Below are 15,120 nucleotides of genomic sequence, written 5' to 3' on the forward strand. Positions count from 1 at the left end.
ATCCCGCGGCGCCGCAAGCTTCCCTTGAGATCAATTGGAAGGGGCGGGAAGCGCCGCCTTCAGCCTTTCGTCAGCCTTCTTCGGCAGTTTCACGGCATTCACGGCCTCCACATTGGCCGGTACGTCACCCACTTGGATCAGCGCCACCATGCCCATCGCGAAATGCGGCGAGCACTTCACGCCGTAGAGGCCGGGCACGGTCGGCGTCATCACATATTCCTCGTTAATCTTGCTTTTGAATTTGTCGACGCCGTCGGGCAGCATGCCCTTGATCGACTCGACATTGTGACCCTTATCCACCGGCACGAAGCGGATCGTGTCGCCGGGAGCGGCCTTCACGAAGGCCGGCTCGAAGACCATAGCCCCGCTCTCTCCCTTGTTCAGCATCTTCACTTCGTGCTCCGCGGCATGAGCCCCGCCTGCCATCAGCACCAACGCGGCAACGATTCTCATTCTTGTCAGCATTCGCTTCTCCCTGGGGTTTTCGATTGTCCGCAAGGAAACATGAAAGACGGCGGGCAGGCAATGCGACCTTGGTGCCGGTCGGCGTCTGCAGGATAGTAAAAGGTAATTATTGCAATAGGTTGAGGCGAGCGACGAGCAGCAAAGGGTCGTCACACTTTCCTCACCCCCCTCTGGTGACGAACGCTTCAAGCACCTCCGGGTCAAGGGGCTTGTAGATGATCTCGACGTCGGCTTTGGCGCAGGCCTCGCGCACACCCGGCGTGCGGTCGGCGGTGATGATCCTTGCCGGTCGGTCGCCGTGACGTGTCTTGAGAGCCGTCAAGGTCTCGATGCCCGTCAGTCCGTCCCCGAGCTGCTGGTCGACCAGGTAAAGATCGGGAACAATGCCCATCTCGTCGACCAGTTCCAGTGCTTCCTCGCCGCTTGCCACCTCCAGAACGGTAATCCCTCGTCGCTCCAGAACCAGGCTGATCGCATGGCGCAGTTCCTCGTCATTCTCGACGAGAAGGGCGATGCGGTCGCCAACGTCGGCCGTCGTGCCATCCTCGCTAGCATCGCAGCAAGGGTAGCTCGCAGCGGCGCGTGCAGGTGCCTGCTCCAGTTCGACGCCAAAGCAGGTGCCGCGTCCCGGCGTCGATTTGAGCGTCAGTCGGTGATTGAGCAGTGCGCAGGCGCGCTCGACGATGGCCAGGCCGAGTCCCAGACCCTCCGAGGCGGATGCAGAGGCGTTCAGACGGTGGAACTCGCGAAAGATCGCCACCTGGTCCTCGAGAGCGATGCCGGGGCCAGTGTCGTGCACCTCGATCCGTACGCCACCCGGCACGCGCCGCGGACCGACAAGCACGCGGCCGGTGCGTGTATATCGGATCGCATTGCTGATGAGGTTTTGCAGGATGCGCCTGAGATAGCTCGGATCACTGAAGACCGTCAGCGCGCAGGGCAGTATGGCAAGCCTCAACCCCTTGCGTTCCGCCACGGGTGCGAATTCGTCGGTGAGCTGCGCAAACAGCGGCGCAAGACGGACAGGTGATATCTCGACAACCGCCTCGTCCAGGCGCGAAATGTCAAGCAGGGCGCCGAGGATCGCCTCGACGCTTGCCAGCGCCTTGTGCGCCTTGTCGAGAGTGCCGCCGGCGTGCTCGTTTTCCGTTTCGTCACGGGCCGAGGCAACAAAAAGCTTGGCGGCGGAAAGCGGTTGCAGGAGGTCGTGGCTGGCGGCCGCGACAAACCGGGCGCGGGTGGAATTGGCGCGCTCTGCATCGGCGAGAGCGGTGCGCAGATCTTCGGTACGGGCAGCCACCCGCGCCTCGAGCGAGGCGTTGGCGCGCTGCATTGCCTGGATTGCCTGGCGTTCGCGCGTCACGTCGCTGAACGACATGACGAAGCCTCGATCCGGCGTCTCCTCGGCAAAGACCACGAGCATCACGCCCGAGGCGCGGCGGATCTCCAGGAAAAGCGGCGGCCTTTGCGTCTCTTGGACGGCCCAGGAGAAAAGCTCCGAGGGTGCGATGGAACTGACCAGTTCGCCGTCGCGGTGAATCCAGCGTTGCAGCGTGTCGAAGCCGGTCCCCGTGCGCAGCACGGTCACCGGGATGTCGAGCAACAGGCGAAGCCGTTCGTTCCAGCCGACCAGTCGACCGGCCGCGTCGAAGATGCATATGCCCTGGTTGATATGTTCCAACGTCGCGTGGATCAGGCGGGCTTGATCATCCAGCATCCTGCCCCGTTCGGTTCGCTCCATACGAATGATTTCCGTAACGTCCGTCTGGAGAACGACCGTGCCGCCGTCGGAAGTCGGCTGTTCGCTCACCTGCAGCCAGCGGTCGCCGGCAAGCGCTACCTGAAAGACGCTGCGCGTGCGGTGGCGCTCTATTCGTGTTGCCATCCATTCAGCAGGCCCCTCGTCCTTTGGCAAGGCGAGGAAGCGCGAACGGCTACAGGCCTCGATATAGTCCGCAAAGGACAGGCCCGGATGAAGCATGGCGCGCACGTCCTGGAGATCACAGCAAAAGCGCGAATTGTACATCACCAGGGTTTCGCTGGCGTCGAAGAGGGCAAATCCCTCTTCCACCGCCTCGATGGCATCGGCAAGGTTGCGGCGCGCCCGCTCGGTCGCGCGGTTGGCCTCGGCGAGGCGCGCATTCGTCTCGTTCAGGATCCGCAGCGTCGATTCAAGGTCGGACGTGCGCTGCCGCACCCGCTCTTCCAACTGGGCGGCGCGCTGGAACTGCTCGTAGGCGATCCCGCGTTCGCCGGATGCCTGCTCGACCTGGCGCATCAGCACCTCGGCGATGGTCAGAAGCTTGGCGGTATTGCGTTCGGGATTGTCGGCAGGATCGATGAGCCAGTCGGAGATGCGGGTCATTCCGAGACCTTCTCGGGTAGGGTGGTGCCCGGCGGGTAAATGGCGAGGCCAGTCATCGTCTGGTTGACATGCATCGGGCCGAACTGTTCGCCATAGGTGGAAAAGCCGATGACGCCATAGCGGCGCAAGAGCCCGGAAACCCGGCCGATGACCTGCTTCTCTTCTGCCTCCAGCCGGCGCAGGATGCAGTCGAAGGCAAGGATCGCCGTTGGCCGCTCCGGCATGCACAGGCCGGCGAGTTCGCGTTTAAGCTGGCCGAGCATGTCCGCCGGCTCGGTGATCGTCAGCACCACGCCCTCGTCGATGGCCGAGAAGAAGACAAGATCGCCGTTTTCCATCACCTGACGGATGGCGCGCACGTGGTGACGCGTACCCATGCGGACCGCGACGGGATTGGCCGCGAAGGTGAAGGGGGTGAGCTGCTGCGGGTCCTTGCCGACGAGGCGGGCGTATTCACGCGCAGCGGGTTCGGCATTGATCTGGCGGACGATGCGGCGGTGCGGATCGGCCTCGGTGACCACCATGCGTTTTTCGGTGGGGATAAGGTGGTCGAAATTGAAGACGCGGACCGGGCATTCCGTACGCACCAGCGCTAGAACGGCCGCGTTGCGCGACAGTCGATGACCATCGAGCACGTAGGTCCGGTCGAAACGCGTTCCATCGCCAGCCGAGCCTCCGAGCATGGGTGTCGCTCCGAGGCCGGCGGCAAGCGCCGAGGTCAGTTCGTCCTCCTTCTGCGACAGCCCGTCGACGAGCAGCATTGCAAATTCATGCGCCAGCTCGGGATATTGCTGGGCCATTGCCGTGCGCGTGCGAACGAGGGCGGCGGCAAGCGCGGGCGGATCGAGCCGCATCAGGTCGGGGATCGTGACCGTGTCGACGCGGAAATATTCCGTGGGCAGGGCGAGCGCGACGATGGTGCCCTCGTCATAGCCGGCGTCGGAAATCTCGCCCGCGGTGGTGCAGCCAACGATCGGGACGCCATCGAAGATCCGCGCTGCTTCGATCGGCAGGCGCACCAGGTCGGCTGCCGGCGACATGAAAAGCATGATCAGCGAGAACGGTCCCGATCCCAATTGACGCGACAGGGTCTCGACGGCATTCGGATCGCCTGCCGTCGTACTGGCACGTCGGACGATCGCGTCGCGCACCGCGCCGCTTCCATCGGATATCCGCATTCCTCCTCCTCCGCCAACTGCATTCAGCGCTAAGGCAACTCTCGAGGGCAGGGGCCGGAGCGTCAATCCTCCGGCGTCAGTGCCGTAAATCGCGCTTCCTGCGCGAACAAGACGGCCTGCATGCGTGTCTGGACGCCAAGTTTGCGCATGATCGCGGTAACGTGCGCCTTCACCGTGGTCTCGGCGATGGAAAGTTCGTAGGCGATTTGCTTGTTCATAAGACCGGCGCAGACGAGTTGCAGGATTTTCGCCTGTTGCCGCGTCAGCAGCCCCAACCGGGCGACGGCCTCGTCCGATAGTGAAGGACTGCCCGGCTCCAAGGCCATTTGCGGGGCATGGATTTCGCCTCGCGCGATCGCCGCGAAGGCGGCACGAAATTCGTCTCGGGCAGCATGCTTCGGTACGAAGCCGTTGATGCCCGCTTTCAGTAAGGCGCGGATTACCCGCAACTCGTCCAGTGACGAGACGACGACGATCGGTACATGGGGGACCGCCTGGCGGAGCCGCACGACGCCATCCAGCCCGTTGACGTCAGGCAGATTGAGGTCGAGCACAACGACATCCGGCCGCGTATCCTGATCCAGACGGGTGAGAGCGGCTTCCAGCGTGCCGACGGACTCGATCGTTTCAATCCCGACGAGCCCGTTCAAAGTCATCGCAAGCGCATCGCAGAACAGGGGATGATCGTCGACGATCAGTGCCGATCGCAATTCGACAGGGTTGAATATGGGCAGCACCGGCGAACTCGGTCGCGGTGCCTGGAATGTATTGCGGATGATGATCATCTGAGAGCGCCCCGCACCGTTCTGCCATTGTCGCAACGGTCAAGGGGCCGGGCAACCAAACCCGGCCCTTTTTCCCTATTTTGCCAAAGCCAGCTGTTTCGGCAAGCGGAAGGTCCAAACCATGCCACCTTGGTTGAGGTAATTGACCTTCTTGGCTACCTCGCCGCCCCAGAGCGGGACCGCACCGCCCCAACCGGAGATCACCGATACATATTGCTCGCCGTCCTGCTCCCAGGTGATGGGCTGGCCGACCACGCCCGAGCCGGTCTGGAAGGACCAGAGCTCTTTGCCTGTCTCGTCATCTAGCGCCTTGAATTCGCCCTCGGGCGTTCCGACGAAAACCAGGCCGCCGGCAGTGGCCATGACACCGCCCCATAGGGGCGCCGCGTTCTTGTATTCCCACTTGATCTCTCCGCTGTTGGGGTCGATCGCCTTCAGCGAGCCGATGTAATCGTCGAACAGCGGCTTGATGGTGAAACCGGCCCCGAGATAAGCGGCGCCCTTCTTATAGGAGATCGGCTCATTCCAGATGTCCATGCCCCATTCGTTCGAGGGCACATAGAAGAGCTCGGTCTTCTGGCTGTAGGCCATCGGCATCCAGTTCTTGCCGCCGAGGAAGGAGGGAACCGAAAAGACCTGCTGCCCCTTGCCGCCATCGGCGGCGGACGTCGGATCGCCGGGGCGGTTCTCCTCGGCATAGATCGGGCGGCCGTTTTCATCGATACCCTTCGCCCAGGTGATGTTCTTGACGAAAGGATAGGCGGCAACGAATTTTCCGTCCTCGCGGTTGAGGACATAGAAGAAGCCGTTCCGGTCGGCGGTCGCGAAACGTTTCGTGCCGTCCTTGGAGAGGAAGGGGACGACTTCATTGACGCCGTCGAAGTCCCAGCCTTCCCTCGGCGTCGTCTGGAAGTGCCACTTGATCTCGCCGTTTTCCGGGTTGATGCCAAGGCGGCTTGCCGCGTAGAGGTTGTCGCCCTTGTTGCCCTCGACCGGCTTGCCGGCGTTGCGCAGATGGCTGTTCCACGGAGCGGGGTTGCCGGTGCCGAAGACCAGCGTATCCGTATCGGCGTCGTAGGAGCCACCGAGCCAGGTGGCGCCGCCGCCGGTCTTCCAAAGGTCCCCCGGCCAGGTCGCGTTCAGCGTCCCGGTCATGGAGCTTTCCTTGCCCTTGTAGGTCCCGATATGCCCTTCGATGACCGGACGGGTCCATACCAGTTCGCCGGTCTTGGCGTCGCGGGCCTGCACCTCGCCGACGATGCCGAACTCGCCGCCGGAATTGCCGGTGATGACGAGACCGTTCACGATCAAGGGCGCGGCCGTATAGCTGTAGCCTTCCTTGTAATTGGCGATCTTCTTGTTCCAGACCACATCGCCCGTCTTGCGGTTGAGCGCGACGAGACGGGCATCGAGCGTGCCGAAATAGATATTGTCGCCATAGATGGCGGCACCGCGGTTGATCACGTCGCAACAGGGCAGGATGCCCTCGGGCAAGCGCGCGTCGAACTGCCAGAGCTCCTTGCCGGTCTTGATATCGATGGCGAAAAGCCGGCTGTAGGAGGCGGTGATATACATCACGCCGTCATGGACGATCGGCTGGCTTTCCTGTCCGCGCTGCTTCTCGCCGCCGAGGCTGAAACCCCAGGCAGGCAGCAGGTTCTTGACGTTGGTCTTGTTCAGTGTTTCGAGGGGGGAGTAGCGCTGCAGCCCCCTGCCCATACCGTTGGTGAGCACGTCGCCGACCGTGGTGGCGTCCTTGGCGAGGTCTTCCTCCGTCACCTCGGCCTTGGCCAGTCCCGCCAGTGACAGCACCGTCACGGCAGTCAGCATCAATCTGTTCATATCCTTCTCCTTCCCTCGCAATCGTTGCGTGAGCCGCAACCGCCTGGCAGCACCGATCATCCTCCCGCGACAAAGCCGGGGATATTGCACCTTGGTCGTAATGGCGGGAGGGGCCGGCCAATAGTGGGCTAACCCCGAGATCAAACCCGATATCGATTGTCCCTAGGTCGTATTGCGAGGCCCCGCCTGGTTGCTACCCTCGGCACGGAAAGGGAGGTTCTGTCACGCTGATCCATTCGATCTTAGCTGCGGCAGCCGATCCCGAAAAAGCCCGGCGGCGCCGTTGCCGGGCCTTGCCGGTGCGGCAGAAAGCCGTTCCGGATTTTCACCCAAGCGTCGTTCCGACGAACGACGCTTGGCTCCGTGTTCGACCCGGCCGTAACGGCGCCTGCAAGTGCCGGAGCGAACACACCAACTGCCTGAAGCGAATGGAGAAAACATGTCCTGGCATGCACCAAAATTCATCGACGTCAGCTGCGCTATGGAAATCACCCGCTACGCCCCCGCGGACGGGAGCGAGCCGGTCCTTTTTTGACGCTCCGCCAAACGTTGGTCGGCGGGCAATTCGTTAGGTCAGCCAATGAAGAAAACGTCCGATCTTCGTGTCGTCGTCCTGGAGGCCGCCGCTGGCGGCGGCTTCCACAATAGAATTGCGGTTGCGGCCCCACCGCAAATACGAAGGCATAGTTGAGATCGACTATGTGCCGGCCGACTATCACTCCAGCTATCCAAAGGCCTGCAGGATCCGGTCTGCGTTCGATCGCCGCTGTGAGAAGGCTTGACGGGGAATACGGATCGGCTGCTGGCGCTGTCGTCGGCCGATTTGGTTCTCCGCGGCCGCTGAGGGAACCTGGGCGGTTTTGGCCATGCAGGCGGCACGGGGCCACCGTTGGTGTCGGCGTGGAGTGCTGTTGCGCAATGATCTTGCCGGCTCTATGCTCCCATCCCGCGTCATAGTTTCCGATCGGGCTCATCGAAACACTTCGCCCATATTGTCGGCATCGCGGAAGCGGGGGCATATGCCCGACCTGCGGCCCCCGCGGCCCGCAAGGTCCATGTGTCCATCGCGGCGCTTTGGTGCGAGGAAGTTACCTACACCATCCCTCATCGTGTGTTGTGGCCGCTTGGAGGGTGAAAACCGGGAGTCGCATGTCGGATAGCAGCACTGCACCAAACTCGTTTCAGTTTCGCGGTTCGTCGTTCGACAGCATGATTGAAACGCTTGGCGGCGCTTTTGGCACATTTGATGCCGAGCCTATCAGCCAGGCTCGGGATTTCCGTTGGGGGATCGATTTTTCGGTGTCTGACAGCGCCGTGTTGATCACCGGTTATCATCAGACCGATTTCCAGTTCCATATCGAGCCAACCGCCGATACGACCGAGTATTTGTCGATTGTCGTGCCTCGAAGCGGCGGCATGGGGGTGACCTATGGACCCCGTACGGCCGAGACGGGGCAAGGAGGATTGCTTCTCTACAACAATTTCGAGCCGAACAGCGTTATCATGCGCGGCGAAGAAAACGTTGTAGACGAGCTGCTGATCAATTGGTCTGTCGTCCTGCAGACATTGGGTCAGACTTTCGAGGCGCCTTTCGACGGCTCTCTCGACCTGTTGCCCGAGGTGAGCTTGTCTACGCCGGCCGGCCAGTTGATCGGCAATCTCACGGAAACAATCATGGGCGGCATACGCAACAATGGCCCCCTGCTGCAGTCGCCGATCGCCATGGCGCATGTCACGCAGGCGTTGGCAGACGTGGTGGTGCGTCTGGTCCCCCACCGGCTGTCGCATTTGCTGGAGAAGAAGCCGTGCCTGATCGCCCCTCGCCATGTGCGCCGGGCGATCGAGTTCATGCAGGCCAATATCAATCAGCCGATTACGATGCCAATGGTCGCCGAAGCGGCGGGCGTATCTGTCCGGGCCCTCGAAACCGGCTTTCGTGCCTTCAGGGACACCACGCCCGCCGCCTATCTCCTCAGGCTTCGTCTGCGCGCAGCACGACAGGACCTGCTCGATCCCGACAACAATCAGGCAATGAGGGAGATCTGCCTGAAATGGGGCTTCTTTCATTTCGGGCGGTTTTCCGCTGTTTACAGGGCGACGTATGGCGAAAACCCTTCCGACACAAGACGGCGCGTGGGCGGCTCCAGTTGGGTGCGCTCCGAGGTTGTGAAACAACTTTGAGAAGAGCAGCGCTTTCGAATGTACCCGAGCGAGATGGCCTGGATTCACTTTGCCGTTGTCGATCCCGTCTTGCCCGTGGGCGCGACAGCTCGCCTCCCTTAGCCGGAACGAAAGCCCCGAATTTCTTCGAGAAGACGGGCATCGATCTCGATCTCATCCGCGTCATTGGGCGCCTCCACAGCCGATCCGCTGCCGGGAATGTGGACCCCGAGTTCCTGCAGACGGCCGAAATGGTCAGCGCTGCGAAGCGCAAAGGATGGATCGACGGCGGCGGGGGCGATCGCGATGACCGTCAAGCCCACATTCGGGGGCTCATTGCCGGAGCGAAAATTTCCCGCATCGAGGGACCATGCTGCTCCGGAAAGTCCGGCTGACAGGACTTCGACAAGCAGTGCGATATTGGCGCCCTTGTAACCTCCAAACGGCAGGAGTGCGCCAAGAATGGCTTTGGCGGGATCGGTCGTCACTGCTCCCGCCTCATCGGTCGCCCACCCTTCGGGAATGGCGACGTTGTCTGCCGCTGCCCGAACGATGTTCACGAATGCCGTGGCGCTGGCAGCCTGATCGATAATCAGCGGAGCCTGCGGTGCCGGCAAAGGAGCCCCGAAAGCGAGTGGATTTGTCCCGAATACCGGCTTGCCGCCGGCCGCGGCGGCCATCAAAGCGTGCGCATTCGCAACGGCCATCGACACCAGGCCTTCAACGGCAAGACGTCGGACATAGTAGCCCAGCTCGCCGGCGGTGTAGCTGTTCCTCTGCGAAAAGATTGCCACGCCGAATGTTCGTGCCCGCTTGACCAGGTCCTCGAAGGCTAGATCGAAGCCGAGCTGGGCGATTCCGCCCTTGGCGTCGGAGTGGATGAAAGCGGGCAGCGGATGCTGCATGCGCGGTTGTGCCTTTCCGTCGATGCGCCCCTCTACGAAGCTCCTCAGGTAATCGATGAAATGGGGAAGTCCCACCTCGGGCCGGCCGCGAAGCGCAGCGGACAAGGTCGCTTCGACGAGCGACTTCGCTGTCGCTGCACTTGCTCCGCATGCCAGACAGGCATCCGCTGCTATATTCCGGATTTCCGCGACAGATAGTCTTGCCTTCTCCTCCGCCATCACAACTCCAATGCGACCTTCCTGCCTTCGTAGAATGCGTAAGGGGCTTGGCGCGGAGCCGCGCAGTCACCGATCTGAACGAATGGTGTGGCTTGAGCTGCCAACGCTTCGGCCAGCCAGTTGGCCGGCATGTTTGTCGTGGCAAGGACGAGACAATCTGCCTCGACGAAGGACTGTTCTCCGCTGTTGTGGTCCACAACTGTTGCGCCGTTGCCGTGCCATTCGAGAGCGCTGGCTTCCAACAACCATTTGACCCTGAGCTTCTTCAGGATGCGCCGAAGCGGCACGTCGGCCGTGGTGCGCTGGAGTTCCTTGCCGATGAACGGGTCCGGCGAAAGAATAATGACTTCGTGACCGTCCTCGGCGAGCTTCCACGCTGTGCCGCAGCCGCGCCAGCCCCCGCCCTCATCGAGGAGCAGGATGCGCTTTCCAGGTCTTACCTGTCGAGCCATAACGGCCTCGACGGCGAACACGTTGCCTTTCTCGAGTCCAGGCAGTGTCTCACTTGCGGGCAGCGCCTTCTGAAACCCGGTTTCAGGTGAATAGGAGCCGGTCGCGAGGATGACGGAATCGGCGCCGTAATCCTGGATATCGGAAGCCTCCACATAACAGTTGAGACGCACATCGATTTTCAGCTTCTCCAGTTGGCGTTCATACCACTGGATGAGATTGAGGATCTGCCCGCGGCGAGGCTGCATTCCGGCGAGCAGGAAGTTGCCGCCGAGCCGGCTGGAAGCTTCCGCAAGAATAACCCTATGACCCCTTTCCGCTGCGACCCTGGCCGCTTCGAGGCCAGCCGGTCCGCCGCCCACGACGAGAACCTTCCTCGGCTCCGCCGCTGGCGTAAATCGATCGCCACCCCATTCAAATTCCCTTCCCGCGGACGGGTTGATAAGACAGCTTATCCAGTAGTCGCGCGAACGCCTGCCCCAGCACATCTGATTGCAGGAGATGCAGCCCCGGATGTCGTCGGCACGGTCTTCGCTTGCCTTTCGCGCGAGATGGGGATCGGCTATCTGGCCGCGAACAATGGATACGAGATCCGCCGCACTTTCGCCAAGCACGGTCTCGGCATTTTCGGGCGTCCGAATGTGGCTTTCGGCGATCACCAGTGCCTTCTTTACGGTGCGTTTGAGCGTTGCCGAAAGGTCGGCCCCAAGCTTTTCGGGGTAGAGGAAGGTCGGCATCAGCTTATGGAAATCCAGATAGCCACCCGAACCGCATGTCACGTAGTCCATCAGCCCGAGTTCGTCATGAAGTTGGACGATTTCGGCAAGCTCGTCTCTGGTCAGCGCCACGCTGTAGTCCGGTTCGTCGCTGACAGCGAGGCCGATGATGAAGTCAGGCCCGCAGGTTGCCCGGATGCGGGCGAGAATTTCCCGCGACATTCTTGTGCGGTTCTCCAGCGAGCCACCCCATGCATCATCGCGACGGTTCGACCATGGCGTCCAGAACTGATCGACCATGCCGAAATAGGCGGCCCATACCTCGATGCCGTCGAAACCAGCCTCCCGGCACCGGCGAGCTGCCTGCACGAAACCGTCGATCGTTTCCCAGATCTCCGCCTCGCTCATCGGATGCGAGCCGTCGCTATCGTGATAGCTCGGAAAGCCCGAAGGGGACCAATGCGGATGGAAGGAGTTGTCCGAATCGCCGTGGGCACCAACATGGTAGAGCTGCTGGATGGCGACCGCTCCGTTGTCCTTGATGGCGCTCGCCACTTTCTTGAAATGCGGGATCACGCTGTCATCACAAGGTCTGAAGTTTCCACGCGTCAGGACCGCGGCGCGATGGACTGGCATCGGTTCCACCACGATCATGGCCGCTCCGCCGATCGCCCGCTCGGCATAGTAGGCGACGTGCCGGTCTGTCGGCAGGCCGCCTTCGGCCATGTTCGCCGTATGGGCACCGAACACGATCCTGTTTCTCAAGACGTGCGGCCCCAACCCTACGGGTGAGAACAGGCGAGGGAAGAGCTTGGACATCCGGATTCTCCGCAAGTGCGAATGAATGGAGAGGCGGCGCCGCGGTCCCCCTCGCATCAGATCTCATGGGTGCTGCGACTTCTGTCGAGCCTGAACGACGCCGCTCTGAGCCTACAGTGCCCTCGTCAGGGAGCCACTGCCCTGGATTACGGAGCTCTGCGAGTTGACCATCGCACCCGCGAGCTGACGCAGGTTGACCATACCAAGTTGCTTCCCGTCTTGCCTGACCACAGCGACGTCGTTATCCGGGCCGTGAGCAATCATCCGAATTGCATCCTCGATGGTGGTACCCGCCGGTATGGTCGTGCCGTTCGGCGAAAAGCCCGGATGCAAGGGCGCCATGACGGCCTCGACGTGGACGACCCTGCCCCGGTTGACCTCCTTGACGAAGTTCGCCACGTAGGCATCCGCCGGCCACAGGACGATGTCCTGGCTGGTACCCTGCTGAATGACCTCGCCATCGCGCAGGATGGCGACCTGGTCTCCGAGCCGAAGTGCCTCGTCGAGGTCATGGGTAATGAAGACGATCGTCTTCTTGATCTCCTTCTGCAGGTCGAGAAGGACGGTCTGCATGTCCGTGCGGATCAGCGGGTCGAGAGCCGAATAGGCTTCGTCCATGAGGAGGACCGGGGCGTCGTTGGCGAGCGCCCGGGCCAGGCCGACGCGTTGCTGCATGCCGCCCGAAAGCTGATTGGGGTACCTGGTCTCAAAGCCCCTGAGACCGACGCGCTCGATCCATCTCATGGCAATCTCGACGGCCCTGGAACGCGCCATGCCCTGAATCTCGAGGCCGTAGAGCGTGTTCTCGAGCACGTTGCGGTGCGGGAGCAGCGCAAACTTCTGGAACACCATGGCGGTCTGCTGCCTGCGGAACCCGCGCAGCTCGGATTCGCTCATCTTCACGACGTCGACGCCATTGACCAGAACCTCGCCGGCCGTCGGGTCGATCAGGCGGTTGATGTGCCGGATCAGTGTCGACTTGCCCGACCCCGAGAGCCCCATGATCACCTGGATGCACCCCGAAGGTATCTCGATGTTGATGTCCCGCAAGCCCAGGACATGCCCGTGCCGCTCGTTGAGTTCGGTCTTGGTCAGACCCTTATGGACCGCGTCGACGTACGACTCAGCGTTGGGGCCGAAGATCTTGTAAAGGTGACGGATCTTGATGCCGCTGAAATGCTCAGCCATGGACGATCTCCCGGTGCTTCTGGAGTCTCTTGCCATATGCCTGGCTGACCCGGTCGAAGATGATGGCGATGCCGACAATGGCAAGGCCGTTGAAGATTCCGAGCGTGAAATACTGGTTGGCAATCGCCTTCAGAACCGGCTGGCCGAGACCCTGGACTCCGATCATCGAGGCGATGACGACCATTGCAAGCGCCATCATGATGGTCTGGTTGATGCCGGCCATGATGGTTGGTAGTGCCAGCGGTAGTTGCACGTTCCTGAGCTTCTGCCAGCTCGACGAGCCGAAGGCGTCGGCCGCCTCGAGAACGTCCTTGTCGACCAGACGAATGCCGAGGTCGGTAAGCCGGATCATCGGCGGGATCGCATAGATGACCACCGCGATCAGCCCCGGAACCTTGCCGATACCCAGCAGCATGACGACGGGGATGAGATAGACGAAGCTCGGCATCGTCTGCATGACGTCGAGCACCGGGTTCACCAGCCGCTGCAACCGGTCGGACCGAGACATCAGGATGCCGGTCGGAATGCCGATGGCGATCGACAGAAGGGTGCAGACGCAGATCATCGAAACCGTCCGCATCGTGTCGTCCCACATGTCGAGATAGCCGATGGCCAGCAGGGTCACAAGACAGCCCAACACCACCTTCCAGCTCCTGCTCGCACCCCAGGCAATCGCCAGGACGATGAGCGTGATGATCGGCCAGGGCGTCTGCGTCATGAAACGTTCGGCTGCGATCAGAAAGTGCTGCAAGGGTGAGAAGAAACCCTCGATGGCATCGCCATAGGCACGCGTGAACCCACGGAATCCTTCGTCGATGGCCTTCTTCAGGCTCCGAAGGGAATCGTCGTTCATGTGCGGGAATTCATAAAACCAGTCCATTCGGTTCCCCTTTTTGAAGAAGCCGTCGCAGTCTTTTTGATTTTATCGGCGAGTGTGCGGTGCGCCTTTGGCGCACCGCACGCAGTTCGTTTAAAGCGCCGCCTTGACCTTCTCGGCGACCTCCGGAGAGACCCACTTCGTCCAGACGTCCTCGTTCTCCTCGAGGAAGTGCTTCGCACCTTCTTCGCCGCTGGCCTGGTTGTCGGTCATCCAGGCCATCAGCTTGCTGACCGTTTCGTTGCTCCAGGAGCGCTTATTGAGATAGTCCATGACCTCGGGACCGACCTTCTCCGAGAAGGGCTTGGCCACCAGCGTCACGATCGTGTCGACCGGCCACGCACTCGGCTTCGGATCGGGGCAGTCGGCAACGGTAATGCAGCGCTTCCACTCCGCTGGGTCGTTCGGAACGCCTGGTTCCAGCTTGATCATTTCATACTTGCCGAGGAGGGCCGTCGGTGCCCAGTAGTAGCCAAGCCACCCTTGCTTGCGTTCGTAGGCCTTGGCGATAGAGCCATCGAGGCCAGCCGCCGAACCGGTGTCGACCAGCGTGAAGCCCGCCTTTTCGCCCCCGAACGCATTGTAAAGCTGCGTCGTCACCACCGTACCGCCCCAGCCCTGCGGGCCATTAAAAATAGCACCCTTCGTCGGGTCCTCCGGATCGGGGAAGAGTTCCGGGTGCTTCAGCGCATCGCCAATGGTTTTGATATCCGGATGGGCGTCGGCAATGTACTTCGGAATCCACCAGCCCTGGACGCCGCCATCGGGCAGTGGGGAACCCACCTTGATGATCCGGCCCTCGTCCGTGCCCTTCTTGACGACATCGGGCAGCAGGTCGATCCAGGCTTCCGGCGCGATGTCGGGCTGACCCTTTTCCGCCATCGAGGTGATCGTCGGCACGGTGTCGCCGATGGTTATCTCGGCACTGCAGCCGTAGCCTTCGTTGAGAATGATCTTGTCCAGGTTCGAGAGGACCTCGGCGCTCTGCCAGTTCATGCTGGCGATGGTGACGCTCCCGCACTCCGCGGCATTCGATACCGATGCTCCACCAATGAGGCCAAACACCAGACATGTAGACGCAAGCAGCTTTTTCATTAGACGTTCCCACTTTTTCTTTGCGGCGCTTTAGGGGGAGCGGGGTGCCGCGTTTA

Annotated in this window: 12 protein-coding genes; 2 read left to right on the top strand and 10 right to left on the bottom strand. The window is 61.7% G+C overall.

Going from position 1 to position 15,120, the window contains the following annotated elements; genetic code table 11:
* Window positions 1-30: 30 nt before the first annotated feature.
* From USDA257_RS12570 to USDA257_RS12590, 5 genes are all read right to left on the bottom strand, one after another.
* Entirely contained in the window at window positions 31-465 is a 435-nt protein-coding gene (locus tag USDA257_RS12570; RefSeq protein WP_014763339.1) for a pseudoazurin, read from the bottom strand.
* Between the two features lie 160 nt (window positions 466-625).
* Window positions 626-2,830 (bottom strand): hybrid sensor histidine kinase/response regulator, encoded by a 2,205-nt coding sequence (locus USDA257_RS12575; RefSeq protein ID WP_014763340.1) that lies wholly within the window; start codon window positions 2,828-2,830, stop codon window positions 626-628.
* Window positions 2,827-4,008, bottom strand: coding sequence for an FIST N-terminal domain-containing protein (locus tag USDA257_RS12580; RefSeq protein WP_014763341.1), 1,182 nt, complete (start codon window positions 4,006-4,008; stop codon window positions 2,827-2,829). Before USDA257_RS12580 ends, USDA257_RS12575 begins: the two co-directional genes overlap by 4 nt.
* A gap of 62 nt (window positions 4,009-4,070) precedes the next feature.
* Window positions 4,071-4,793 carry a response regulator transcription factor gene (locus USDA257_RS12585; protein WP_014763342.1) on the bottom strand — a complete coding sequence of 241 codons (723 nt, stop codon included), beginning with the start codon at window positions 4,791-4,793 and terminating at the stop codon, window positions 4,071-4,073.
* A 75-nt stretch (window positions 4,794-4,868) separates the two neighbouring features.
* Window positions 4,869-6,635, bottom strand: coding sequence for a PQQ-dependent methanol/ethanol family dehydrogenase (locus USDA257_RS12590; protein WP_014763343.1), 1,767 nt, complete (start codon window positions 6,633-6,635; stop codon window positions 4,869-4,871).
* Window positions 6,636-7,074: 439 nt separating this feature from the next.
* On the opposite strand from USDA257_RS12590, the gene pqqA reads away from it, so the two are divergent.
* Both pqqA and USDA257_RS12600 read left to right on the top strand, forming a co-directional pair.
* Window positions 7,075-7,170 carry a pyrroloquinoline quinone precursor peptide PqqA gene (gene pqqA / locus USDA257_RS12595; protein WP_037399381.1) on the top strand — a complete coding sequence of 32 codons (96 nt, stop codon included), beginning with the start codon at window positions 7,075-7,077 and terminating at the stop codon, window positions 7,168-7,170.
* A gap of 614 nt (window positions 7,171-7,784) precedes the next feature.
* Window positions 7,785-8,816, top strand: coding sequence for an AraC family transcriptional regulator (locus tag USDA257_RS12600; RefSeq protein ID WP_014763345.1), 1,032 nt, complete (start codon window positions 7,785-7,787; stop codon window positions 8,814-8,816).
* 98 nt (window positions 8,817-8,914) lie between these two features.
* Here USDA257_RS12600 and USDA257_RS12605 read toward each other — a convergent pair whose 3' ends face one another.
* From USDA257_RS12605 to USDA257_RS12625, 5 genes are all read right to left on the bottom strand, one after another.
* Window positions 8,915-9,919, bottom strand: a complete 1,005-nt coding sequence (locus USDA257_RS12605) for an Ldh family oxidoreductase (protein ID WP_014763346.1) — start codon at window positions 9,917-9,919, stop codon at window positions 8,915-8,917.
* Window positions 9,919-11,904, bottom strand: coding sequence for an oxidoreductase (locus USDA257_RS12610; RefSeq protein WP_014763347.1), 1,986 nt, complete (start codon window positions 11,902-11,904; stop codon window positions 9,919-9,921). The genes USDA257_RS12605 and USDA257_RS12610 overlap by 1 nt, the downstream gene beginning before the upstream one ends.
* 111 nt (window positions 11,905-12,015) lie before the next feature.
* Window positions 12,016-13,092 carry a quaternary amine ABC transporter ATP-binding protein gene (locus tag USDA257_RS12615; protein WP_014763348.1) on the bottom strand — a complete coding sequence of 359 codons (1,077 nt, stop codon included), beginning with the start codon at window positions 13,090-13,092 and terminating at the stop codon, window positions 12,016-12,018.
* On the bottom strand, window positions 13,085-13,972 hold the full coding sequence (locus USDA257_RS12620) for an ABC transporter permease (RefSeq protein WP_014763349.1): 888 nt from the start codon (window positions 13,970-13,972) through the stop codon (window positions 13,085-13,087). The genes USDA257_RS12615 and USDA257_RS12620 overlap by 8 nt, the downstream gene beginning before the upstream one ends.
* 90 nt (window positions 13,973-14,062) lie before the next feature.
* Complete coding sequence (locus USDA257_RS12625) at window positions 14,063-15,064, bottom strand: ABC transporter substrate-binding protein (RefSeq protein ID WP_014763350.1); 1,002 nt, start codon at window positions 15,062-15,064, stop codon at window positions 14,063-14,065.
* Window positions 15,065-15,120: the final 56 nt, after the last annotated feature.

It is taken from the genome of Sinorhizobium fredii USDA 257 (assembly GCF_000265205.3).
Classification (GTDB): Bacteria; Pseudomonadota; Alphaproteobacteria; order Rhizobiales; family Rhizobiaceae; genus Sinorhizobium; species Sinorhizobium fredii_B.